Origin of the sequence: Pseudomonas sp. G166, from assembly GCF_037027455.2 — a bacterium.
Classification (GTDB): Bacteria; Pseudomonadota; Gammaproteobacteria; order Pseudomonadales; family Pseudomonadaceae; genus Aquipseudomonas.
In genome coordinates this window covers 1088801-1111133 of the sequence record NZ_CP146985.1, presented here as the reverse complement: position 1 = coordinate 1111133, position 22333 = coordinate 1088801, and the positions used below count along the sequence as shown (strand labels likewise).

At 60.4% G+C, this 22333-nt stretch carries 21 protein-coding genes; 10 read left to right on the top strand and 11 right to left on the bottom strand.

The window, feature by feature from the left end; all coding sequences use genetic code 11:
- The first annotated feature begins 212 nt into the window (after positions 1-212).
- From SGN16_RS04825 to SGN16_RS04810, 4 genes are all read left to right on the top strand, one after another.
- Positions 213-1115 (top strand): chemotaxis protein, encoded by a 903-nt coding sequence (locus SGN16_RS04825; RefSeq protein WP_210642911.1) that lies wholly within the window; start codon positions 213-215, stop codon positions 1113-1115.
- 98 nt (positions 1116-1213) lie between these two features.
- Positions 1214-1540, top strand: a complete 327-nt coding sequence (locus SGN16_RS04820) for a hypothetical protein (protein WP_335943382.1) — start codon at positions 1214-1216, stop codon at positions 1538-1540.
- Between the two features lie 77 nt (positions 1541-1617).
- Positions 1618-2367 carry a YkgJ family cysteine cluster protein gene (locus SGN16_RS04815; protein ID WP_335943381.1) on the top strand — a complete coding sequence of 250 codons (750 nt, stop codon included), beginning with the start codon at positions 1618-1620 and terminating at the stop codon, positions 2365-2367.
- A 229-nt stretch (positions 2368-2596) separates the two neighbouring features.
- Positions 2597-3568: a D-glycerate dehydrogenase gene (locus SGN16_RS04810; protein WP_335943380.1), complete on the top strand. Its 972-nt coding sequence runs from the start codon at positions 2597-2599 to the stop codon at positions 3566-3568.
- A gap of 45 nt (positions 3569-3613) precedes the next feature.
- On the opposite strand, the gene SGN16_RS04805 is transcribed toward SGN16_RS04810, so the two are convergent.
- The gene (locus SGN16_RS04805) at positions 3614-4516 is read right to left on the bottom strand and encodes a DMT family transporter (protein WP_335943379.1); all 903 of its coding nucleotides are present in this window, start codon (positions 4514-4516) and stop codon (positions 3614-3616) included.
- Positions 4517-4655: 139 nt separating this feature from the next.
- On the opposite strand from SGN16_RS04805, the gene SGN16_RS04800 reads away from it, so the two are divergent.
- On the top strand, positions 4656-5531 hold the full coding sequence (locus SGN16_RS04800; RefSeq protein WP_335943378.1) for an AraC family transcriptional regulator: 876 nt from the start codon (positions 4656-4658) through the stop codon (positions 5529-5531).
- 164 nt (positions 5532-5695) lie between these two features.
- On the opposite strand, the gene SGN16_RS04795 is transcribed toward SGN16_RS04800, so the two are convergent.
- Positions 5696-6106, bottom strand: a complete 411-nt coding sequence (locus tag SGN16_RS04795) for an HPF/RaiA family ribosome-associated protein (protein ID WP_210642905.1) — start codon at positions 6104-6106, stop codon at positions 5696-5698.
- Positions 6107-6611: 505 nt separating this feature from the next.
- Between SGN16_RS04795 and SGN16_RS04790 the strand changes: the two genes are divergently transcribed.
- Entirely contained in the window at positions 6612-6929 is a 318-nt protein-coding gene (locus SGN16_RS04790; protein ID WP_210642904.1) for a DUF3509 domain-containing protein, read from the top strand.
- Here SGN16_RS04790 and SGN16_RS04785 read toward each other — a convergent pair.
- Positions 6926-7426: a phosphate-starvation-inducible PsiE family protein gene (locus tag SGN16_RS04785; protein WP_003205409.1), complete on the bottom strand. Its 501-nt coding sequence runs from the start codon at positions 7424-7426 to the stop codon at positions 6926-6928. The genes SGN16_RS04790 and SGN16_RS04785 overlap by 4 nt on opposite strands.
- A 257-nt stretch (positions 7427-7683) precedes the next feature.
- Here SGN16_RS04785 and SGN16_RS04780 point away from each other — a divergent pair, with 257 nt between their 5' ends.
- Positions 7684-7944 carry a YebG family protein gene (locus SGN16_RS04780; RefSeq protein WP_003205410.1) on the top strand — a complete coding sequence of 87 codons (261 nt, stop codon included), beginning with the start codon at positions 7684-7686 and terminating at the stop codon, positions 7942-7944.
- A gap of 75 nt (positions 7945-8019) precedes the next feature.
- Here the strand turns inward: SGN16_RS04780 and SGN16_RS04775 are convergent, their stop codons facing one another.
- The gene (locus SGN16_RS04775) at positions 8020-9408 is read right to left on the bottom strand and encodes a PLP-dependent aminotransferase family protein (RefSeq protein WP_335943377.1); all 1389 of its coding nucleotides are present in this window, start codon (positions 9406-9408) and stop codon (positions 8020-8022) included.
- Positions 9409-9729: 321 nt separating this feature from the next.
- On the opposite strand from SGN16_RS04775, the gene SGN16_RS04770 reads away from it, so the two are divergent.
- Positions 9730-10932: a benzoate/H(+) symporter BenE family transporter gene (locus SGN16_RS04770; protein WP_335943376.1), complete on the top strand. Its 1203-nt coding sequence runs from the start codon at positions 9730-9732 to the stop codon at positions 10930-10932.
- A gap of 72 nt (positions 10933-11004) precedes the next feature.
- On the opposite strand, the gene SGN16_RS04765 is transcribed toward SGN16_RS04770, so the two are convergent.
- A complete protein-coding gene (locus tag SGN16_RS04765; protein WP_210642901.1) occupies positions 11005-12024 on the bottom strand; it encodes a Glu/Leu/Phe/Val dehydrogenase in 1020 nt (339 codons plus the stop codon).
- 186 nt (positions 12025-12210) lie between these two features.
- On the opposite strand from SGN16_RS04765, the gene SGN16_RS04760 reads away from it, so the two are divergent.
- Positions 12211-13014, top strand: a complete 804-nt coding sequence (locus SGN16_RS04760) for a transglutaminase family protein (RefSeq protein ID WP_210642900.1) — start codon at positions 12211-12213, stop codon at positions 13012-13014.
- Between the two features lie 140 nt (positions 13015-13154).
- Here the strand turns inward: SGN16_RS04760 and maiA are convergent, their stop codons facing one another.
- Genes maiA through hmgA form a run of 3 tightly spaced genes read right to left on the bottom strand, consistent with a single transcriptional unit; the run spans position 13155 to position 16416 of the window.
- The gene (gene maiA / locus SGN16_RS04755; protein WP_335943375.1) at positions 13155-13793 is read right to left on the bottom strand and encodes a maleylacetoacetate isomerase; all 639 of its coding nucleotides are present in this window, start codon (positions 13791-13793) and stop codon (positions 13155-13157) included.
- Positions 13794-13803: 10 nt separating this feature from the next.
- A complete protein-coding gene (gene fahA / locus SGN16_RS04750) occupies positions 13804-15108 on the bottom strand; it encodes a fumarylacetoacetase (protein WP_210642898.1) in 1305 nt (434 codons plus the stop codon).
- Positions 15109-15111: 3 nt separating this feature from the next.
- Positions 15112-16416, bottom strand: coding sequence for a homogentisate 1,2-dioxygenase (gene hmgA / locus SGN16_RS04745; RefSeq protein WP_210642897.1), 1305 nt, complete (start codon positions 16414-16416; stop codon positions 15112-15114).
- A 163-nt stretch (positions 16417-16579) separates the two neighbouring features.
- Here hmgA and SGN16_RS04740 point away from each other — a divergent pair, with 163 nt between their 5' ends.
- A complete protein-coding gene (locus SGN16_RS04740; RefSeq protein WP_335943374.1) occupies positions 16580-17401 on the top strand; it encodes an IclR family transcriptional regulator in 822 nt (273 codons plus the stop codon).
- Here the strand turns inward: SGN16_RS04740 and SGN16_RS04735 are convergent.
- The 3 genes from SGN16_RS04735 to SGN16_RS04725 form a co-directional block, all read right to left on the bottom strand.
- Positions 17366-18067: a hypothetical protein gene (locus SGN16_RS04735; protein ID WP_335943373.1), complete on the bottom strand. Its 702-nt coding sequence runs from the start codon at positions 18065-18067 to the stop codon at positions 17366-17368. The two genes, SGN16_RS04740 and SGN16_RS04735, sit on opposite strands and share 36 nt — an antisense overlap.
- Positions 18068-18196: 129 nt before the next feature.
- Entirely contained in the window at positions 18197-20749 is a 2553-nt protein-coding gene (locus tag SGN16_RS04730) for a LuxR C-terminal-related transcriptional regulator (RefSeq protein ID WP_335943372.1), read from the bottom strand.
- Positions 20750-20951: 202 nt separating this feature from the next.
- Positions 20952-22319, bottom strand: coding sequence for a DUF1329 domain-containing protein (locus SGN16_RS04725; protein WP_210642893.1), 1368 nt, complete (start codon positions 22317-22319; stop codon positions 20952-20954).
- Positions 22320-22333 lie beyond the last annotated feature (14 nt).

The window sequence follows — 22333 nt, the reverse complement described above, 5'->3', positions numbered from 1 at the left end:
CCCCGCCGCAAATCAAGAGAAGTGCTTCGCACTCCTGCGGGAGCAAGCTCCCTCGCCACAAAAGCCACCTCTTCATGAGGACCTTGTTACAACGATCCCGGCCGTCGACAGTTTTCGTCCTAAAGCCTGCCCCCGACAAGTCGATAACCCAATATCACAAGCTGTTTTGGCGATCCCAGCGCTCGCCCCACCTTTTTCCACAGAAGGTTTTTATGTCCTCCAACAAAGCCCGCGCAGATTCACTTTCGCTTCTGCTATTTACCTTGCGCAGCGGCAAGCTGATGGCGATCAACCTGCTCAAGGTCAGCGAAATCATCCCCTGTCCGCCACTGACCAAGCTGCCGGAGTCGCATCCGCACGTCAAAGGTATCGCGACCCTGCGCGGCACTTCGCTGTCGGTGATTGACCTGAGCCGCGCCATTGGCGAGCGACCACTGGAAGATCCGGACGGCGGTTGCCTGATTGTCACTGATGTCAGCCGCTCCAAGCAGGGTTTGCACGTGCAGGCAGTGAGCAAGATCGTGCATTGCCTGACCACCGACATCAAACCTCCACCTTATGGTTCCGGCGGTGTGCGCTCGTTCATCACGGGTGTGACCTCGGTGGATGGCACGCTGGTGCAGGTGCTGGACATCGAGAAAGTCATCCATGGTATCGCCCCGGCACAGATCGAAACCGCGCCCACCGAGTTGAGCATGGAAGACGCCGAGGTGCTGGGTAATGCCCGGATCCTGGTGGTCGATGATAGCCAGGTGGCGCTGCAACAATCGGTGTACACCCTGCGCAACCTGGGCCTGCAATGCCACACGGCCCGCAGCGCCAAGGAAGCCATCGAGTGCCTGCTCGACCTGCAAGGCACCGACCAACAGATCAACCTGATCGTCTCAGACATCGAAATGTCGGAAATGGACGGCTACGCCCTCACCCGGACCCTGCGCGAGACCCCGGACTTCGCTCACCTCTACGTATTGCTGCACACCTCGCTGGACAGCGCGATGAACAGCGAAAAGGCCCGCTTGGCCGGTGCCAACGGGGTGCTGACCAAGTTCTCCTCGCCGGAACTGACCAAGTGCCTGATCACGGCAGCCAAAGCCGTCGCCGAGCAAGGCCACTAAGGCGCACCCGATCGATCCCGGGCGACCTGGGATCGATCGTCGCCCGGCACAATTCAGGCATACTCCTGCCCTGGCTTCCCAGAATAAGGACATGGCTGATGAAACCCCAAATCCTGATCCTCCTTGGCCTCACTGCCCTGGCCTCCCAGGCCTACGCTTCCAGCCCCGACGCCTGGGCAGCCCACGATAGAGCCGTACTCGCCAGTTGCCTCAAGGCCAGCAGTTTGAAAGACGCCGAGCCGGTAGGCACTGCCGCGCAATTCGACGACCGTGTCGGTTACACCGCGTTGCTGCTGCAAGGCCGGTACCCGCAAAAACACATGAAAGGCGCAAGTGGCACCGAGCTGTGCCTCTATCGCAAGAAAACCAAGACCGCTTATGTCACCGAGTGGGACTCGATCCGCCCGACCGATAGTGCCCGGTGAATGGCGCATAACTTGCTTTGCAACAGCTGATCGGCGTGTTTCCGTCGCCGTCTTTCAGCCTTCCCATCGGTCGCTCAATGAACACAACGTTTTCCTGCGTAGGGTGCGGCAAGTGCTGCACCGATCACCACGTTCCCCTGACCCTCGACGAGGCCCGCATGTGGGCGGACGATGGCGGCCAGGTAATTGTCTTGGTGGAAGCCTTCCTGCCTAACGGCCTCGGCCTGCCAGCGGCGCAACGCGAACACGCCGAGCGCCGTTCGGCGGTGGTCCACAGCGGCAGCACTGACGCCCGCGTGGCGATCACTTTCGCCGCCTATAACACCGGTCGTTGCCGGAATCTTGACGATGAAAACCTGTGCCGCATCTACGAGCGCCGGCCATTGGTGTGCCGCATTTATCCGATGGAAATCAACCCCCACATCCCGCTCAATATCGCCGTGAAAGAATGCCCGCCAGAATCCTGGGAGACTGGGCCGCAACTGATCCTTGGCGGTGAGCTGGTCGATCAGGAGCTGGCACGGCTGATCGAGCGCTCGCGCCAGGCTGATCGTGAAGACATCCAGGTCAAGGAGCGCGTCTGCGCAGCGCTGGGTATTCACACCACTGCGCTGAAGGGCGACGGGTTTACCGCCTATCTGCCAGACATGAGTGCCTTCACCGCGGCCCTCGACCAGCTCCGTTCGCAGCCGTTGGCGCAACAAACCAGTGAATGGCAGTTCCATCTGTCCGGCGATGACATCGCCAGCCAGGTATTGGCCAGCGGCGCGCGCGTGGTCACTGAAGTACCGGTCAACTACGCCTTTATTTCACTGCGGGCGGCGTAGACATCCAAAGGTTGAAGTAGAGCCCCTGTGGGAGCGAGCTTGCTCGCGATAGCGGTCTGTCAGCTGCCGCTATGTGACCCATGCAACGCCATCGCGAGCAAGCTCGCTCCCACAGAGGAATTGCTGTAGCCACAAAATCGAAAACCATCACAGATCACGCCCCCTCTCGCCTAACCCTCGCCAGGAATGTTAGCGTGCTTGGTATTCCTTGCCCGATGAGCCTTCCGCGATGAAAAAAACCGTACTTGCCTTTAGCCGTATCACGCCCAAGATGGTCGAGCGCCTGCAACAGGATTTCGACGTGATCGTGCCGAACCCGTCGAACGGCGACATCAACGCGCAATTCAACGAAGCCTTGCCCCACGTCCACGGGCTGATCGGGGTCGGCCGCAAGCTTGGCCGTGAGCAACTACAAAGCGCCGTGAACCTGCAGGTGGTGTCCAGCGTGTCGGTGGGCTACGACAACTACGACCTGGCTTACTTCAATGAGCGCGGGATCATGCTCACCAATACCCCCGACGTGCTCACCGAAAGCACCGCCGACCTGGCCTTCGCCTTGCTGATGAGCAGCGCCCGGCGCGTTGCTGAACTGGACGCCTGGACCAAGGCCGGGCAATGGCAGGCGACGGTGGGCCCGCAACTGTTTGGCAGCGATGTACACGGCAAGACCCTGGGCATCGTTGGCATGGGCAATATCGGCGCGGCCATTGCCCGGCGTGGTCGGCTAGGGTTCAACATGCCGATTATCTACAGCGGTAACAGCCGCAAGACCGAATTGGAAAACCAGTTGGGCGCCCAATTTCGCGAGCTGGATCAGTTGCTGGCTGAAGCGGACTTTGTCTGCCTTGTGGTGCCATTGAGTGAGAAGACCCGTCACCTGATCAGCCAGCGAGAACTGGCCTTGATGAAACCCAGCGCTATTTTGGTCAACATTTCCCGGGGCCCGGTGGTGGATGAACCGGCGCTGATCGATGCCTTGCAGAACAACCGTATCCGCGGCGCCGGGCTGGATGTCTACGAGAAAGAGCCGTTGGCCGAATCACCGCTGTTCCAGCTGAAAAACGCCGTGACCCTGCCCCACATCGGCTCGGCGACCCACGAAACCCGCGAAGCCATGGCCAACCTTGCTGTGGATAACTTACGCAGCGCTTTGCTGGGCGAGCGACCGCAGAACCTGGTCAACCCGCAGGTCTGGAAATAACCCACCTGGCAGGCCCTGTCGGGCGGGCCTGCCATTGCTTTCGAGTCAGCGAGCGCCCAAGACCACATTGGCTGTCGCTGGTCGCGGCTTGCGAAACACCAGCACGTTACCCAGCATGACCAGGACCAATCCCACCAACGCCGGCGCGGTCCACTGATAGCCTTCGACAAATGCCGAGACGTTCAGCGCCACCACCGGAAACAGTACCGTGCAATACGCCGCCCGCTCCGGGCCCATGCGCCCCACCAGCGTCAGGTAAGCGGTAAAGCCGATCACCGAACCCGGAATCACCAGGTACAACAACGAGCCGAGGTAACGTGCGTTCCACTCCATGTCGAACGGGATGCCTTTGAACGCGCACCACACCGCCAACATCGTCGCGCCATAAGCCATGCCCCAGGCATTGGTGGTCAACGGCTTGAGGCCGGCCTTCTGTTGCAGGCTCGAGAGCATGTTGCCCGCCGAGAAACACAAGGTACCCAGCAGCGCCAAGGCCAACCCGAGCAGTGTCTGCGGACTCGCGCTATGGCCGGCCAGCTCCGGCCAGAACAGCAGCCCCAGCCCGAGCAGCCCCAGGGCACCGCCCAGCAGCACGTTACGCGCAATGCGCTGGCCAAAAAATACCCGGGCATTGAAGGCGTTCCAAAGCGTGGCGGTGGAAAACACCACAGCGACCAACCCGCTGGGAATCCATTGGCTGGCGGTGAGGAAACACATGAAGTTGATGCAAAACAGGCACAGGCCCTGGGCCACACAAATCAAATGGCCGCGCCGGTTCATCACCTGCAGGCGGCGGCTGAGCAAGAGCATCGCAAACAGAATCAGGGCCGCGAGGCCGAAGCGATAGACAATCGATACGGGGATGGCAACGACGCCCAATTGCAGTTTCAGCGCGATCCAGGTCGTGCCCCAGATGAGTACGGTAAGCAGGTACAACGAGAGGTTCATGGCGATGACTCCTGACAATGGCGTCCAGTGTCACGCCGCCGCCCCACCGGCGCTTGCGTAAACTTGCGGTTTTGTCGGCTTGCAGGCTGGCATAGGCTGATCGACGGAGTAGGATGCGAAGCGTTGGAGAGAACCGATCATGTCCACACTGCAGACCCTGCAAGTCTTCCAAGCCCTCAACAGCTCGCCCAATGCTCGTCTGGAGCACAGCGCCGAGCTCGGGGACGGCATGGCGGCCGCTTTGTGGAGCAATCATCACGATGCCCAGGACTACGAGGCGCCGACCCACCATACGCTGTCGTGCTACATCGCCGGCGGCACCGGCACGTTTCGCCGCGAACGGCCGGACACCACCGGGGCTCCGGACAAACTCTGCGTCCTGCCCGCCGGGCATGAATCGGCCTGGGTCATCAACGGCGACATTCGCCTCGCTCACCTGTACTTCAGCCCCGAACGATTCGCCCTCGGCTGCGTCACGTTGCTGGACCGCGAACCACGGCAGGCACAACTGCGCGAGGCGACGTTCCTCGACGACCCGCAACAGGCGCAGCGCTTTCGCCAGTTGATCGCGCTGAACTGGGACGAACCCGGCGAACGCCTGCTGACCACCAACCTGGCCCATGAGCTGCTCAACCATCTGCTGCTCAGCCAGGTTGGCCTACGCCAAGGTCTGCGCCTCAAGGGCGGCCTGGCCGCTCACCAGCGACGGCTGCTGGTGGACTACATCGACAGCCACCTGGCCGACGCCATCAGCCTCGGGCAATTGGCGGCGTTGTGCGCGCTGTCCGAATATCACTTCGCACGGATGTTCCGCGAAAGCTTCGGACTTCCGCCCCACCAGTATGTATTGGCAAGGCGCCTGGTCTACGCGCGGCACTTGTTGCGCAGCACGTCACAACCGCTGGGCAATGTGGCGTTGGCGTGTGGATTTGCCAGCGCCAGTCATTTTACCAATCGTTTCCGCCAAGCCCTGGGCGCGACGCCCGGGGAGTATCGGCAGGCGTTTTTGCGCTAGGACGGTACTGCCCCGGCGATCGCCATCGCGAGCAGGCTGGCCCCCACATTGATCGCCTGCTTCCAGGCACCGCTCACTTGCTCACCACACCGGATCGACAAAAACAAAACGGGCCTGCAGTTGCAGGCCCGTTTTCAGTCAGGAATTTATTAATGAATGAGGTTTCAGCCGTGAAGCGAAGCCCGTTCGTTCTCCAGGAATTCTTCTTCCAGCATCGCATCGGCCAAGGCTACAGAATCGCTCGGTGCCGCAACGACAGCACGTTTGCCACGCAACTTGCCGAACAAGTGCTCCAGGGCGTTTTCAAGTTTGGTGGCCGCCCCTTCGATCGCCAGTTCCAGCGTATCGGCCTTGTGCGTCACGGAAATCGGCTGATGGCCCTTTGGCCGAGCCTCGAGCTGGCAACGCAGGTCATGGGGACCAGGCTTGTCGCCGTTCTCATCGCGTAAATGAACCTCGACCCGTGTCAGGTCCTCTTCATAACGTTCGAGCGTGCTTTCGATGGTAGTACGTACCCACTCCTCCAGTCGGATGCTGCTTTGAATATGGTTATCGCTGTTGACTTGGATTTGCATAGTTCATCCCTTATTTCAGCTAGCTCGCCGGGGGCCATCGACGTTGATGCAACGGCCCCTTGAGTACAGAGTCGGGCTGGCGGAAGAACAATTCAACCCCTGCAAAAAGATAAATATTGATTTGCAAATAAAGCCGGACAACGAGCAAAAGCGCTGTTAAGGTCGGGAGTTGCCTCGCCTTGCTTATCCCCGCAAATCCCCTTCTCGCCCTGCACCGTCTACGAACATCTGTGCGTTCTTGCCCCGAAACGGGCAGCCGCGACAAGCGCATTCCAGAGCGTGCGCCGCTCAAACGCCGCGATCATTGTCCGACAGTTTTTCCGGCATGCCCCTTGCTAACACTCTGTAGGTGCTCGCGCAGGCAGCGGTCCTTGATCTGTCTGCCTGCCCGGCCCTGCAACCTTGAGATGGACACGATCATGGAATGGCCGATGGTCCGGTGTTGCGAACTAATCCCGATCATGGCCGGTCAACAACTGCACGTTCAATCAAGCGGTGACGCATCATGGACAACCCTTTTCAGATCATTACCGACGCTTTCGCGCCGCACTATCAAATCAACCTGAGCATCCAGGGCCTGGATGGCAGCATTATGCTGACCCTGTCCAAGACCGGACGCGTCGTCGCCAAGCGCATGATCAGTGCCCAGCAGCGCAACGATCCGGAACGGCTCAAACGCCTGGTGCAGAGCATTCAGTTCGGCATCGCCATCGAACAGGGTCACAGCGCCGTGGCAATCCTCGAAGCCATGACCGGCGGTGACAACATCAAGCTACCACCACCGCACTTACAGGGCTCGGCGTCCTCCGCTGCCGGCCTCTAGATTTCGCCCTTCTCCACCTCGGCATGCTCACTGGAGCCCGCGCCAACCTTACGGTGCGGGTGCTCGATCTTGACCGAGGGGAATTGCGACGAGGCGTAGCGCACCACCAGGATCGAAAACGCCAGCAGCAAGATGCCACCGCACAGGTAGATGATCCCCAGGTCCGGCGGGCTGTGGTGCGAGACGTTGGAAATCAGCAGGCGCGTCAGCGCCGTGATCGCCACGTAGATCAGAAACCGCACCGGCATATGGTTGGTCTTGAAGTAGATCCCGACCATAGCCCCTAATTCCAGGTAGATGAACAGCAAGAGGATGTCATCGATCTTGATGTGCCCCGCCTCGATCATCTGCAGGAATTCCATCACCGCCGCCCACGCGGTCACCGCGCCAATGGCGAACAACGCCAGGTAGTGGAACGTCTCGACGAACAGGTTGCCCAGGGATTCGGCAAGCTGATGCACGTTCTGACGCAGGGTCTCGGCCCAGTTGATTTTCACGATGTAGTTTCCTTAGGTCGACTTGACCAAATGATGCGGGTTGGACGTGACGGTTGTTCTGCATGCAGAAAAAAGGCCAGCGGCTAAAGTGAGATGGCAATGAGCTGGCATCCGACACTTTGCTCCTGCGACAAACCTCAAAACCGGTCTACATTAAAAAGCCACTATCCAAAGGCAGAGGATTCGCTTATTCTTTTGCCTGTATATAAATACAGTAGTCGCAAAGACAACCAACGTGAAGGCATGTGAGGTGGTGAATGGCCGTCGAAGTGGTATACCGCAGCAGCCGAGATCTGGAGCGCTTGTTCATGGATAAAGCCGAAGCTGACCGTCATGACAAAATGCTGGAACTCGCCGAATTACTGGCCGAGGTGTTGCAAAAAGCCGTTCCATCGCTGAGTGAGCAACAGGTGGAGGAAGCCGGGATCTACATGGCGAAGAATCGCGATGTGTTTGCCAAGGCATTCAAGAGCCAGCCGGACGCCTTGTCCGAATTGCTCAATCCGTCGGACGAATAACCAAAAGATCGCAGCCTCCGGCAGCTCCCACACGGTGTAATTCCCTGTGGGAGCTGCCGGAGGCTGCGATCTTTTTTAGTAATATCGGCGCGGGTCGGAATCGATCAGGCTGGCCAGTTTGGTCAGGGCAAAACGCAGTTCGTCCTGGCTGGTGGGCGACATCAATACCAACCGCACACAACGGGTGCTGCCGGAGCGTTCAGCCTGGAACTGAGTGCCGCTGAGCACCAACACACCGTTGGCCCGGGCGAGCATGGCGAACTCATCGCTGGTCCAGGGCTCGGGCAGCGTCAACCAGAGGTGATACGAATAGGGCTGGGCCTTGAGCTCGACATTGGCAAAGATTTCCCGAGCAATCGCTTGTCGCCCAGCGGCCTCGTTGCGCTGGATACGGACCAGTTTCTTGTCCAGGCCTTCGGTGATCACATTGCTGGCCAGTTGCGCGGTCAATGGCGACGGCATCCAGACGCTACTACGCACCATCGAGGTCAAGCGTGACAGCAATTTCGGCGGACTATAGAGATAGCCGATGCGAAGCGCCGGCATGATCGACTTCGACAAGCTGGTCAGGTACACCGAACGCTCCGGCGCAAATGCCGCGAGCGGCTTGATCGAAGGATCGGTGGCAAGGAAGCCGTAAATGTCATCGTCCAGGATGATGAAATCGAACTCTTCGGCCAGTGCCGCTATTTGGGCCCGACGCTTTTGCGACATGATCGCCGCCGTCGGGTTCTGGCAGGTCGCTACACAGACCAGCATCGCCGGCTTCTCTCGCAGGCACAGCTCACGCAGAGCTTCGGGAATGATGCCTTCATCATCCATTGGCACGCCACGCAAGCGCCGCTCAAGACCATGGGCCAGGGAAATGATGCCGGGGTAGCAAAGCTCCTCGCAAAGCACCAAGTCACCGGCGCTGGTCAAGGCGCTCATTGCGACCATCAAACCATGCTGGGCCCCGGCAGTGATCACCACTTGCTGCCATTGCGCATCTGGCAACCAATGACGCAACCACTGCGCGCCCGCTTCGCGATGCGCCGGATGACCGCCGTCCGGCGCGTAATCCAGGGCCCGAGCGAAATCAGTGCTCTTGGCCATGCCCACCAGCGCGTCGCGCAACCAGTGCTCCAAGGTTTCGCTGGACGGCTTGATGATGGAAAGGTCGAGCAATTCGGCCTGCCCCAGATTCAGCGGCACGACGCTGGCGCTTGCCGGTTGTTCCCGCAGCTTCTGGCCGAGGACATAAGTGCCGCGCCCCACCTCCCCTTGCACCAGCCGACGCCGATGGGCCTCGCTATAGGCCCGGCTGATGGTGCCTGGGGTGACATTCAGAGTGGTGGCCAGCTCCCGCAGAGTGGGCAGGCGATCACCTTCGTTCAACACACCGTCGCTGATATCGCGCGCCAACGCATCGGCAATCGACAAATACATCGGCTGGTTGAACTCGCTTAGCTGGGGAACCCACATGAATGCTCGCTGCCATCGTAGAAATGATGAATATCCGCAGCATATCACAGGGGGCAAGACGCTAAATAAATCGATCAGGCTTAAAAATTGAATCGATTGAGTCGATCTGCAATCACATGCATCGGGCACAATAAAAACAACTAAAAAATAATATTTATATAAATCATATAGTTAATAAAAAATAAACGGCCACCCAGACAAAACAACCCTTTCTCAGATTGAATCAACTCAATCCTTTCAAATACACTGATATAGAATCGAATCAATCGACTCAACTCATCCCTGATCACCGCGCGACCTGCCGCGCCAAGTCGAGACATCATGGACACACTCAGAAAGGATCTATCCCTGTCAGCCGTGATTGCGGGCCTTATCGCCGTGATCATTTCCTATGCCGGCCCGCTGATCATCGTGTTTCAGGCGGCCAAGCAAGCGCAACTGCCCAACGACGTGGTGTCTTCGTGGATCTGGGCCATTTCCATCGGCAGCGGGGTCACCGGCCTGCTCTTGAGCTGGCGCCTGCGGGTTCCGGTGATCACCGCATGGTCGACACCTGGCGCGGCGTTGCTGGTGTCGATGCTGCCCAGCGTCACCTTGCCCCAGGCCATCGGCGCCTATGTGGTGGCGTCGGTGATCATTGCCGTGGTCGGTTTGTCCGGAGCATTCGACAAGCTAATGAATCGCCTGCCCAAAGGCATCGCCGCCGCCATGCTCGCCGGCATTCTGTTTCGCTTTGGCGCCGAGCTGTTCACTTCGATCAAGCTGCAACCGGCGTTGGTGTTGGCGATGATCGCGGCGTACCTGATCTTCAAACGCTTTTCGCCACGCTACGCGATTCTGTCGGTACTGATTGTCGGCTGCGCGGTGGCCGCCGCGCTCGGTGAGCTCAACAGCAATTCGATCACCATCGCTGTAGCCCACCCGGTTTTCATCGCCCCTCAATGGAGCTGGCACGCGATCATCAACATTGGCCTGCCGTTGGCACTGGTGACCCTGACCGGCCAGTACGTACCGGGGATGGCGGTATTGCGCACCGCGGGCTATACCACGCCGGCGCGCTCAATCATTTCGGTTACTGCAATTGGCTCCGTCTTGATGGCACCCTTCGGCTCCCATGGCTTGAACCTGGCAGCTATTACCGCAGCGATCTGCACCGGTCGCGAAGCCCACGAAAACCGCGACAAACGCTACATCGCCGGGATTGCCTGCGGGGTGTTCTACATTCTGCTGGGCATCTTTGGTGCGACCCTGGCCTCGGTGTTTTCCGCACTGCCGAAGGAGCTGATCGCATCCCTCGCCGGCCTGGCCTTGGTCGGCGCGATCAGTGCCGGCCTGACCGGCGCCATGGCCGATGAGAAACAACGGGAAGCTGCGCTGTTCACATTCCTGGTAACCGCGTCGGGCATGAGTTTCCTCGGCCTGGCTGCCGCGTTCTGGGGGCTGATCTTCGGCCTCGCGGCGCATTTCGTGCTGACCTACACCCGGGAAGGCAAAGCCGCCATCGCTGAGGGTAGCCGACCATGACCGCTCGCCTTTGCCCGCGCCTACAGCCGTATGCAATTAACCTGTAGCGACTGGCGAAGGCGGCGACATGTCTTATCGATACAACAAACGCTCCGCCAACTCATCGGCCACTCGGGCCGGTGAGCGCTTCTCCGCCTGGGCATGGGCGAAGACTTCGGTGAGTCGAGCACCGATCTTGGACAGGTGCGCCGTGATGGTCGGCAGCTCTTCGCCGCGATGCTTGAGGGCCACGTAGATCAGGCCGCCGGAGTTGATCACATAGTCCGGTGCATACAGTATCCCGCGCCGCTCCAGTTGATCAGCCACTTGCAGGTTGCTCAACTGGTTATGGGCCGAGCCGGCAACGGCCGAGCAGCGCAGTTGCGCCACGCTTTGACTATTGAGCACACCGCCCAGGCCGCAGGGGGCCAGGATGTCGCACGGAGTGCTGAGCAAGGCATCGTTGGCGATTGGGTGCGCGCCCAGTTGCTCCATCGCCAGTTGCACCTTGCCAGGGTCAATGTCGCTGACCAGCAGTTCGGCGCCCGCCGCGTGCAACTGTTCGGCCAGGGCATACCCGACATTGCCCAAGCCCTGGATCGCCACCCGCAGGCTTTCCAGGTTATCGCTGCCCAAACGGGCCATGGCCGTGGCTCGAATGCCGGCAAATACGCCCATCGCCGCGTGGGGCGCCGGGTCCCCCGAGGCCGTGGTGCTGGTGACATGACGGGTTTGCTGGGCGATGCAATCCATGTCGGCCACCGAAGTGCCGCTGTCGATGGCGGTGATGTAGCGACCATCCAATTGCTCGATGCAGCGCCCAAAGGCTTCGAACAGCGCGGCCCGGCTTTCGACATGGGCCGGACGCATGATCACCGCCACCCCGCCACCCACCGGCAGGCCAGCCAGGGCGGCCTTGTAGCTCATGCCCTGGGCCAGGCGCACGGCGTCGACCACGGCACTTTCGTCGTCGGGGTAGGCAAGGTAACGACAACCTCCCAGGGCGGGCCCCGGACGGCTGCAATGAATGGCAATCACCGCCTTCAACCCGGTCGCCGGGTCTACGCTTAGGTGCAGCGATTCAAGGCGGGAGCTTTGCATGAGAGCAAACATCGTAAGGCTCCCGAATCACTTTTGTTTGTTTCGCCAGTATAGGCGTGCAGTCGAAATTTGCTGGAGCACGCCGGAATAAGTCGCCGGGGCTGTCAGTCTATTTCGGCATAACCTGTAACAGCGTCTGTCCGAGACTGGACGAAAATCCAAGGCAGAGCTAAAACGAGGCATAGCCCGGAGAGTTTGATGAAACCGCGCCAAGCCTTTTTTGACTGTTTACACCGTTCGCCACCGGCGCTGTTCGAAGCGGCGTTGTGGATCGCTGCCGAACATGATCGCGACGTGGACGTACCGGCCTTGCTGAAGGATTTCAAGGAGCTGCAGCAGCGGGTCAGCCATGACCTGCCGATGCTGCCGGTCAGCGAGCTGGGCCAGCCCTTGTTACGACGGCTCAATGACCTGGGGTTCGCCCAGGACGATTTCACGCCACTGCGCCCTCGTGCGGCGTTGCTGAACCAAGTGCTCACCCGCAAGCGCGGACAGCCCCTGGCGCTGGGCCTGATAGCCCTGGAGTTGGCCCGAGGCCTGGAAATTCCGATGGTCGGTGTCAATTTCCCCGGCCACTTCCTGCTGAAAGTACCCGGGGCCGACCATCTACTCGACCCGTGCGGTGGCCGGCGGCTGTACCCCAATGACTGTCGGGAATTGCTGCAACGCCAATATGGCGCGAACATGCCGCTCAAGGCCGAGCACCTGGTCACCGCCGAACCGATGCAGATGCTCCAGCGCCTGTCGCGCAACCTTCGGCAACTGCATCTGGCGAACGATGATTACATCGCGGCGCTGATCGACGCCGAGCGGGTGCTGGAACTGGGCAACGCCAGCGCCGCCGATTACCTGGCCCGCGCCAGCCTGTACCAGCGGCTCGATTGCCCGAATGCCGAACGCTTTGATCTTGAACACGCCCTGATGCTCAGCGACGACCCGATCCAGCGGATCCGGCTGACGGAGCGGCTGGGGCATCTGCCGCCGAATTCGATTGTGCATTGACCTGTTGTAAGGGGCCCACATTTTTGTCGGCTGTAGAATCGCTATCGCGAGCAAGCTCGCCCCACATTTGATCTGCGTACACCTGGATCAATGTGGGAGCGAGCTTGCTCGCGATAGCAGTGGATCGGCCAACCTCGATATCAAGCAGGAGTATCCGGCTGATTGGCCGGATGCGCCTGCTGGAACGCCGGATGCGCAGCCGCCAACGCCGCAACGCGACGGATCCGCGGATACGCCTGCAAAGACACATTGAACCGCTCGGCGGCGTACAACTGTGGAATCAGGTAAACATCCGCCACCCCTGGCGCGGCGCCGAAGCAATAACCTTGGTCGCCAATCAACTGCTCTACCGCCGCCAACCCCTGGCTGATCCACTGCCCGATCCACTCCGTCACCTGGGTTTCATCGTGCCCCCACTGCCGTAGCTTGTTGAGCACACTGACGTTGTGCAGCGGATGAATATCGCAACCGATCAACGCCGCGACGCCTCGCTCATGAGCCCGAACAGCCAGGTCTGTGCTGAGCAGCGGCACTTGGGGATAACGCTCTTCCAAGTATTCGATGATGGCGGGCGACTGCACCAGCAACGCCCCTTCGTCAGTACGCAGCGCCGGTACCCGTCCCTGAGGATTGATCGCCAGGTAGGCCGGCTGGCGATGCTCGCCCCCAGGCACAGCGATCAGGTTGACCGGCAGGGCCTGGTAATCCAGGCCCTTGAGCGCCAGGGCGATGCGCACCCGATAGGACGAGGTGGAACGGTAGTAGGTATAGAGTTCCATGCCCTGCCCCTCAACGCGCCGGCAGGATCTTGCCGCGGCATTCGCCAAAGCCGATGGAGGCCGCTCCGTCACCCCGGCAACGGGCTCGCAGGATGACTTCGTCACCGTCCTCGAGGAATTTACGCACTTCGCCAGAAGCCAGCTCGATCGGTTTTTTACCCCCCTCGGTGATTTCCAGCAGGCTGCCGAACTGACCGCTTTCAGGTCCCGACAAGGTGCCCGAACCAAACAGATCACCGGCCTGCAACTGGCAGCCGTTGACGCTGTGGTGAGCGACCATCTGGGCCACGGTCCAGTACATGTAGCGGGTATTGCTCAGGGTCAGGCGATGGGCCGGCAGGTTCTGCTCGCGCATGGTTTCGGTCAGCAGCAAAACCTCCAACTCGATATCGAATGCCCCAGTAGCCTGGTCACGCTTGTCCAGCAGATACGGCAGTGGCTGCGGATCGCCCTCCGGACGCGCCGGTTGCGGGCGACGGAACGGCTCAAGGGCTTCGGCCGTCACGACCCATGGCGAAATACTGGTCAGGAAACTCTTCGACAGAAACGGCCCCAGCGGCTGGTATTCCCAGGCCTGGATGTCCCGGGCCGACCAGTCGTTGAGCAGACAGAAACCACCAATGTGCTCGGCGGCATCGCCGATAGCGATGGGTTCGCCCAAGGCGTTGCCCTTGCCGATCCAGATGCCCAGCTCCAGCTCATAGTCCAGTCGCGCACACGGGCCGAAGGTCGGCTCGGTCTGGCCGGCCGGCAGGGTCTGGCCCTTGGGGCGGCGCACATCGGTGCCGGACGGGCGAATGGTCGAGGCGCGACCGTGGTAACCGATGGGGACGTATTTGTAATTGGGCAGCAGCGGGTTGTCGGGACGGAACAGTTTGCCGACATTTTGCGCGTGCTCGATACCGACGTAGAAGTCGGTGTAATCATTGATCTTGGCCGGCAAGTGCATCTGGCAGTCGGCTGCGCGGACCAGCAGCTTCGCGCCCTGGGCTTCGACCTTGCCCCGCAGCGAGCTGTCTTCGCGCAGCAGTTCCAGCAAGCGTTCACGCAAGGCCACCCGGGCGCTGCGGCCCAGGTCGAAGAACGCATTCAACTGGCCGTCCTTCATCGCCTCGACGGCTTCGCGCGCCGCGCCGTCAAACAGGCCCGCCTGCAAAGCGGCCTGCAAATCGAAAATCTGCTCGCCAATGGCCACGCCGCTACGGGGCGCGCCGCCGTCGGTGCTGAAGATGCCCAGCGGCAGGTTCTGCAGGGGGAAGTCGGCATGGCCGTTGGCGGAGGCGACCCAGCTACGGGCAGGGGAACGTTGAGTCATGGGTTATCTCCGGGTCGGGTCGAACGTGACAGGCAGCGACGCCCAACAAGCATCGTAGTCGGTTTGCAGTTGCGGGCAGTCCAGGGCGAAACGGCTCGGGCGCAGGACCTGGCTGGTTTCGAACATGAAGGCCATGGTGTTGTCGATTTTCGCAGGTGCCAATTCGGCATTGATCGCCTTGGTGCAGGTCTCACCGTCCGGGCCATGAGCACTCATGCAACTGTGCAAGGAAGCGCCGCCCGGCAAGAAACCTTCGGCCTTGGCATCGTAGGCGCCCTGGATCAGGCCCATGAATTCATTCATCAGGTTGCGATGGAACCACGGCGGACGAAAGGTGTTTTCCGCCACCATCCAGCGTGGCGGGAAGATCACGAAATCGAGGTTGGCCAGGCCGGGGACGCTGGTGGGCGAGGTCAATACGGTGAAAATCGACGGGTCCGGGTGGTCGAAGCTGACCGTACCGATGGTGTTGAAGCGGCGCAGGTCGTATTTGTACGGTACGTTGGTGCCGTGCCAGGCCACCACATCGAGGGGTGAATGATCCAGTTCACAGGCCCACAACTCACCGAGGAACTTCTGCACCAGCGTGGTCGGCTGGGCGAGGTTTTCGTAGTGAGCGACCGGGCTCAGAAAATCCCGCGGGTTGGCCAGGCCATTGCTGCCGATTGGCCCCAGGTCCGGCAGGCGCAGCGGTGCGCCATGGTTCTCGGCCAGGTAACCACGGGCCTGCGCATCGAGCAGTTCGACGCGAAACTTCAGGCCCCGGGGCAGCACTGCAATTTCCAGCGGCGCCAGTTCCAGCACGCCCAGTTCGGTGGCGATCCGCAGCCGGCCCAGCTGCGGCACGATCAGCCATTCTCCGTCAGCGTTGAAGAACACCCGCTTCATGGAACGGTTGGCACAGTAGTGATAAAGGCTGATGCCAGCCGGTTTGTCGGCGCCAGCATTGGCTGCCATACGTACCAACCCATCGACGAAATCAGTGGGTTCGGCGGGAAGTTCCAGAGGGTTCCAGCGCAGGCGATTGGGCGTGACCTCACCCAACGGGCCGCCCGCTATCTGTTGGTCAAGCTTGACGAAGGCCGGGTGATTGGCCGAAGGCCGAATACGATACATCCAGGTACGCCGCGCTTCGCTGCGGGTCATGGTGAACGCGGTGCCGGAGAACAATTCGGCGTAGAGACCGTATGGGGCTTTTTGCGGGGAGTTCTGGCCGACAGGCAGTGCGCCGGGTAGCGCTTCGCTGGCAAATTCGTTGCCGAAGCCTGATTGGTAAGCCAGGTCCGACGCTGGGGAATCGAGGTGCATGGGGCCTCCTGAATACAGGACTGAGTGCGGCCCGTAGCTCCATGAAGAAGCTTGAGGCGCACCGGGTTATTTTTATCGTAATTCAATTACGCATAACGTAATTTGCTAGGCAGCGACCGTCAAGCTATAAAGACGCCCACTCGCCTCTGGACCCAGCGCTTCCATGGAAAACCCGCCCAACAACGGTAAACAGAAAGTTCGCTCGGCCGAAGTCGGCACCGACATTCTCAAGGCCCTGGCCGAACTCTCCCCTTCCACGTCACTGTCGCGCCTGGCCGAACACGTGCAGATGCCGGCGAGCAAGGTCCATCGGTACCTACAGGCCTTGATCGCCAGCGGGTTTGCCGAGCAGAACACCGCCACCAACCACTACGGCCTGGGCCGTGAGGCCTTGCGCGTGGGCCTGGCCGCGTTGAACGGCATGGACGTGCTGCAAGTGGCCGCCCTGCCCTTGGCCGAGCTGCGCGACGACTTGAACGAAACCTGCTTTTTGGCGGTGTGGGGCAACCACGGCGCGACCGTGGTGCGGATCGAGCCCGCCGTGCGGGCTGTAACCGTGGTCACCCAACTGGGCTCGGTATTACCACTGCTCAGCTCGTCCACAGGGTTGGTCTTCAGCGCCTATCTGCCGGAGCGCGAGACCGTCGGATTGCGTGAGCAGGAAGTGAGCGGCACCAGCAGCCATGCCCTGGCCGACGACAAGATTTATGCCGCCCTGTGCGAACAGATCCGCCATCGCGGTCTGCATCACGTACACGGCTTGCTGATGCCCGGTGTGGATGCCTTGTCCGCCCCGGTCTTCAATGCCGTTGGCCAGGTGACCGCAGTGATGACCATCGTCGGTCCGACCTCACTGTTCCACGCCGATGAAAACGGCCCGGCGGCGCAGCGATTGCTGGCGGCGAGCCGGGCCGTGAGTTGGCGGATGGGGTATGAGGCAGGTCCAGGATCAGATCAGCAAATCCGGGACAATCCTGATCAATAAATCATTGAGGTGAGCGGGCGCCAGCCGTGGATGGAGATCACGTTCTTCACCGCTGAAGGCGACCATATAAATAGCCTGGTGATCACCTTTGCAGTGATAGGGAATGTCGTTATTGCTGAAATGCTCCAGTAGATAGTCGATCAGTGCTTGAGAAGATGACACCACTCGCTCACCGGTGTCATGGGTTACAAAACCGGTGACGTAGACTTTATCCAGATCGACCCCGGGCAAGTGCACTTTCAATGCGCCATGAAGTTCCTCGACGGACAAAGTCCTGATGGAACGCCGGGATAAATCCATTGCCGGTTTTGCCGTCAGGCTGGTGACGATATCCGCTACGATTTTTTCAAACATGATTAAATCCAGCGACTTGATACGGTCTTGCGCGGCAAAGGAATAACGCTTGCTGAAAACGTTACTGATGCCTTGCGCATAATTGGGCACCTGCTGTTTCTCAACCCAGGCCAGCGCCTCATCGAACAGGGTTTCGGATGCGCCCACTTGAGGATTTGGAAAGTCCGCCAATGTATTCAGATAACTCCTGAACGGGTCGACGCCCAGCGCTTCCAGATAGCGACCCAACAGTACCTGCACGGCAAAATCCACGCGAGTTTTCTTCAATGCGAGCAGTTTTTCAGAGTAAGAAGAAAATAACTGAGTATTCATAAACATCCTTTTCATGTCATGGTCGAACTTCCTGCTCGATCCGTCGGCTCAGTTATACATCAGCCAATCCCGTTACTGTAAAGAGACAAATGTAAGAGCGCGTAAAGACCGCCACTCGTTATTCTCGATCTAACTCATCACCCCCATGACTTTAGCCTTCGCCACCGCTTGAGTACGCCGCTGCACCCCCAACTTGCTGTGTATCCGACGCGCATGGGTTTTTACCGTGTGCAACGATATGAACAGTTGTTCGGCAATTTGTTGGTTTGAATGACCTTGAGCAATCAATTCCAACACTTCAAGTTCCCGGTGACTGAGCAACGTCTCTTCAGCGCTTGGCGCCAGCGGCTCGATGGGCGCGGCCGACTGGGTCCAATGCAACAGGTCGGGTTGGCGCAAACGCAACTCACACAACGCTTGCTGCGCCCGATAACAAGCGACTCGTTTGAGGCCCTCCTGCATGAGCGTGTGAACCTGGGCACGGTCGGCAGACAACCAGACCACTTCAGCCAGCGCCAACTGCAATTCAGTTTCCAGGCCATGCATTTCCAGCTGCCGCGCCTGGGCGATCATAGTCTCCAGGCGAGCTTGCGGGTCCCGCTCCCGATGCAAGTAGACCTCGGTCAGCACCAGCAGGTATTCCAGGCGCGGAATCAACTCCAGTGTCGCAGGAGGCGCATGCTTGGCCTGCGGTCCGTGAAAATGCCGCAACACGCGGGTCAAGGCCTCATGGGCCAGTTCCGGGCGCCCTTGCTGCAACCAGAACTGGCAGCTGGTTTGCAGCAACACGCCGCGGTACACCGTGTCGGGGATGTGCCGCTGCTGCATGATCCGCTCAGCATCGCGCAGTTGCATGAACGCTTCGCCGTAGTCGCCTTGGTTGGCGGCCAGGGTCGCTTTACCGAGAAAGCCATAGAGCACTTGCTTGTCCTGGCTGTGCAGGCCGGTTTCCAGGCCGGCTTGAAACTGCTCGGCGGCCAACTCTTCAAACCCCATGCGCAATGCCAGGCGCCCGCGTCGCAGGGCAATACGCCCCGACAACGCGGAAAAATCCTGGCCTGGCCTATCGAGCAATGCCTGGACTGCGTCCAGCAGATGATCGGCCCGATGGGGAGCGCCGCGCTGTTCCAGCACCTGGGCGTGATCCAACTCCAGCAACCCTTCAAATACCAGCGAGCCATGGGCCCGTGCCAGGCATAACGCCTGCCGGTTGATCCATTGGGCAGAAGCCAATTCACCTTTGAGCAGCGCTTGCTGCGTCAGCCCTGACAGGCAAAGCAGCCGTAGGGCCCAGGCTTCGGGATCCAGGCTGGTCTGGGCCTGGAGGAAATGCTCGCGTGCCGGCTCGCCATCACCCGCGAGGTGCAACAGCCACCCCCGCAACACCTGCCAGCGCGCCAGCACCTGTCGCTGCTGGCAAGCCTGGGGTTGCGGCACGAACCTGGCCAGTTGTTCGATGCACGCCGAGGCCTGATCGAAGCGCCCGGCGAACAGCAGGGCGGCGGTCACCAACCCGACCGACTGCGGCGTGCCGAGCATCAACGCTTCGCCTTGTTGGTCATGCAGGTTCAGCAACAGCACGACGTTGTTGCGCTGCAATACGTGCTCGAAGCTCAGGTGCTGCAAAAAGCTGACGGCGGTCTCAAACTCCTCAGCCAACATGGCTTGCTCGAATGCCATTTGCCAGTCCTGCTCGGCAGCAAACCACTGACAGGCCCGTCGATGCCAGGAGCGCCCCTGCGGCCAAGGCTCGTCACGGACCAGGCGGGCCAGGGGTGGAAAAATGTGCAGCCAGTCGCAAGACTGCTCCCACGGCTCGATAAAACACCCCAGGTCCAGCAACAAAGGCAGGCATTCGGCGCCCACCGTGTCGCCGAACAGGTGCTCGCAAAGTCGGGCATTGAAGCGCGGTAAATGGGCCAGCACGCGCCAGGCCTGCGCGAGGTCCGGGGTCAACGTGCTGAACAGCTCGTACTCAAGGTAATCATGCAAGGTCCCTGGCCGCCCCGGCGATGCGTGACGGCGCGCCCATTCACAGCGTTCAAGCAGGGCGATGCGTACCCCGGCGCACCAGCCACCACTGCGCTGTATCACTTCGCGGGCCGTGCGGGCTGCCTGGGGAGTGGGCAGATGACGGAGCAATTGCTGGACATCGTCGAGGGTGAAAACCAGGGCCTGGGTGTCGAACTCGTGCAGCTCGTCGTCGAGCAACAAACGCGGCCAATTGCAGTGCGGACGGCGACGGCTATTGATCCACAAGTGCAGCGCCGGACTGCTGACGTTCAACAGACGGTCCAGGAACTGGTCCAGTTCGGGATTCGGTACCCGGCAATAATCATCCAGGAACAGCCAGGTCGGCGTCTGCAAGCGCGCCAGATGCGCCAACAGCCCGGTTTCATCCAGCGTGGGCAAGCCAAGGGTATGCGCCAAGCGCTCGCACATCTGCGGCGTGTCCAGCGCCGCGCCGCCCAGGGGCAGCCAGTGCAGCCGACATCCGGCGGGGGCCTGGAGGAAACATTCGGCGAACAACGCACTCTTGCCACTGCCCGCCGGCGCGCAAAGCAGTTTTACCCGCGCCTCGGAGGTCAGCAAAGGCTCGCTCAAGGACCGCCGTGGTACATGCGTCGAGGACAGGCGAGGCAACAATCCAGGACGATCCGGACACGGAGTCATGGCGGTCATGTGCGAGGATCCTGTTTATTATTGTTTCATCACCCTAGTCCTGTGTTGCTCACCTTTGGAGAAGTATTCAGCGCGTTGATTGGCGCCCATAAAAAATGACCGGCAGGTTCACTGCCGGTCATCATGATTTCCTTCAGCCAGGCACCACTCTGTGGCGGGGATTTCACCCCCTCGCCACAGTTGTCATTCCAACCGCCAGTCCTTAACGCACCCCCTCCGAACGCAGCGCCGCCGGCGTGTAGTCCGCCGCCCTGGCTTCGAAACCGTACTCGTAGCTGTGCTTCTCTTCGTTCTTCATCCCCAGCGCGATGTAGCGACCGGCGATGATGTCGTAGAGTGCTTCGAGGGTGTAGCCCGGGTTCTGGTGGTCGTAGTAGAACTGCGCATGACCTTCGGCCACCCGCCACAATTGGCCGCGACCGTCGTAGTGGTCCACCAGCGCCGCCTGCCAACTGTCTTCGTCGAAGTACATGTGGCGCTTGGCGTAGATGTGCCGTTCGCTGGGCTTGACCGTGCCAACCACTTCCCAGACCCGGTGCAATTCATAGCGGGTCAGGTCCTGGTTGATGTGGCCGGCCTTGATCACATCGTCGTACTTGAGGTTTGGCGAATCGAGCTTGTAGCTGTTGTACGGGATGTACATTTCCTTTTTGCCGATCAGCTTCCAGTCGTAGCGGTCCGGCGCGCCGGAAAACAGGTCGAAGTTGTCCGAGGTGCGCAAGCCGTCGGCGGCGGTACCCGGGCCGTCGTAGGCCACTTGCGGAGCGCGACGCACACGGCGCTGGCCGGCGTTGTAGATCCAGGCCAGGCGCGGCTCCTTCACCTGGTCGAGAGTCTCGTGCACCAGCAATACGTTACCGGCCAGACGCGCCGGGGCGGTGACCGACTGCTTGAAATAGGTCAGCACGTTACTGGCCTTTTCCGGATCGGCGTCCTTGATCAGAAATGGCACGGCGATTTCTTCTTCGAAGCGGATCGGCGTGAAGCTGCCATTGGTTTGCGGGGTGGCCTGGGTAATGACCCGCCGCAAGTTGCCGCCGTGATAGCGGGTAACGTGGTTCCACAGCACTTCCACGCCGTTCTTGGGAATCGGGAACGCGTAGTAGCGGTTGCCAGTGAAATTGGCCAGGCCGTTACCATCGTTGATCGCGTTCACATTAAGCGCACTGCGCTTGGCCGCTTCGTAGATTTCCGGCGGCAGGCCCACGCTGCGGTGCGTCGGATAGACCGGGATCTTGTAGGTTTCCGGGTAGCGCTTGAACATCGCGACCTGGCCTTCGGACAGCTTGTCCTTGTACTTGTCCACGGTCGCAGCGGTGATGGTGAACAGTGGTTTTTCATTGGCGAACGGATCCGCGAGGAAGCCTTTGCTGTCCACCGCACCGGCGTTTTTGGGAATACCGCCGGTCCAGGCCGGGATCGAACCATCGGCGTTGCCGGCCTTTTCCGCACCGATTGGCGTGAGCGTGGTGCCCAGCTTGTTCGCTTCATCCGGCGAGACTGCCGCCATCACGTTCGCGGCCAGCAGGCTCAGGGCCAGGGCACCGCATTGCAGAATCATCTTGCGCATAGGGTTTTCCTTGT

What these genes read in the sequence shown, in the direction of transcription:
- SGN16_RS04825 (WP_210642911.1), top strand. Translation starts at nt 213, where the DNA reads ATGTCCTCCAACAAAGCCCGCGCAGATTCACTTTCGCTTCTGCTATTT.
- SGN16_RS04820 (WP_335943382.1), top strand. Translation starts at nt 1,214, where the DNA reads ATGAAACCCCAAATCCTGATCCTCCTTGGCCTCACTGCCCTGGCCTCC.
- SGN16_RS04815 (WP_335943381.1), top strand. Translation starts at nt 1,618, where the DNA reads ATGAACACAACGTTTTCCTGCGTAGGGTGCGGCAAGTGCTGCACCGAT.
- SGN16_RS04810 (WP_335943380.1), top strand. Translation starts at nt 2,597, where the DNA reads ATGAAAAAAACCGTACTTGCCTTTAGCCGTATCACGCCCAAGATGGTC.
- SGN16_RS04805 (WP_335943379.1), bottom strand. Translation starts at nt 4,516, where the DNA reads ATGAACCTCTCGTTGTACCTGCTTACCGTACTCATCTGGGGCACGACC.
- SGN16_RS04800 (WP_335943378.1), top strand. Translation starts at nt 4,656, where the DNA reads ATGTCCACACTGCAGACCCTGCAAGTCTTCCAAGCCCTCAACAGCTCG.
- SGN16_RS04795 (WP_210642905.1), bottom strand. Translation starts at nt 6,106, where the DNA reads ATGCAAATCCAAGTCAACAGCGATAACCATATTCAAAGCAGCATCCGA.
- SGN16_RS04790 (WP_210642904.1), top strand. Translation starts at nt 6,612, where the DNA reads ATGGACAACCCTTTTCAGATCATTACCGACGCTTTCGCGCCGCACTAT.
- SGN16_RS04780 (WP_003205410.1), top strand. Translation starts at nt 7,684, where the DNA reads ATGGCCGTCGAAGTGGTATACCGCAGCAGCCGAGATCTGGAGCGCTTG.
- SGN16_RS04775 (WP_335943377.1), bottom strand. Translation starts at nt 9,408, where the DNA reads ATGTGGGTTCCCCAGCTAAGCGAGTTCAACCAGCCGATGTATTTGTCG.
- SGN16_RS04770 (WP_335943376.1), top strand. Translation starts at nt 9,730, where the DNA reads ATGGACACACTCAGAAAGGATCTATCCCTGTCAGCCGTGATTGCGGGC.
- SGN16_RS04765 (WP_210642901.1), bottom strand. Translation starts at nt 12,024, where the DNA reads ATGTTTGCTCTCATGCAAAGCTCCCGCCTTGAATCGCTGCACCTAAGC.
- SGN16_RS04760 (WP_210642900.1), top strand. Translation starts at nt 12,211, where the DNA reads ATGAAACCGCGCCAAGCCTTTTTTGACTGTTTACACCGTTCGCCACCG.
- maiA (WP_335943375.1), bottom strand. Translation starts at nt 13,793, where the DNA reads ATGGAACTCTATACCTACTACCGTTCCACCTCGTCCTATCGGGTGCGC.
- fahA (WP_210642898.1), bottom strand. Translation starts at nt 15,108, where the DNA reads ATGACTCAACGTTCCCCTGCCCGTAGCTGGGTCGCCTCCGCCAACGGC.
- hmgA (WP_210642897.1), bottom strand. Translation starts at nt 16,416, where the DNA reads ATGCACCTCGATTCCCCAGCGTCGGACCTGGCTTACCAATCAGGCTTC.
- SGN16_RS04740 (WP_335943374.1), top strand. Translation starts at nt 16,580, where the DNA reads ATGGAAAACCCGCCCAACAACGGTAAACAGAAAGTTCGCTCGGCCGAA.
- SGN16_RS04735 (WP_335943373.1), bottom strand. Translation starts at nt 18,067, where the DNA reads ATGAATACTCAGTTATTTTCTTCTTACTCTGAAAAACTGCTCGCATTG.
- SGN16_RS04730 (WP_335943372.1), bottom strand. Translation starts at nt 20,749, where the DNA reads ATGACCGCCATGACTCCGTGTCCGGATCGTCCTGGATTGTTGCCTCGC.
- SGN16_RS04725 (WP_210642893.1), bottom strand. Translation starts at nt 22,319, where the DNA reads ATGCGCAAGATGATTCTGCAATGCGGTGCCCTGGCCCTGAGCCTGCTG.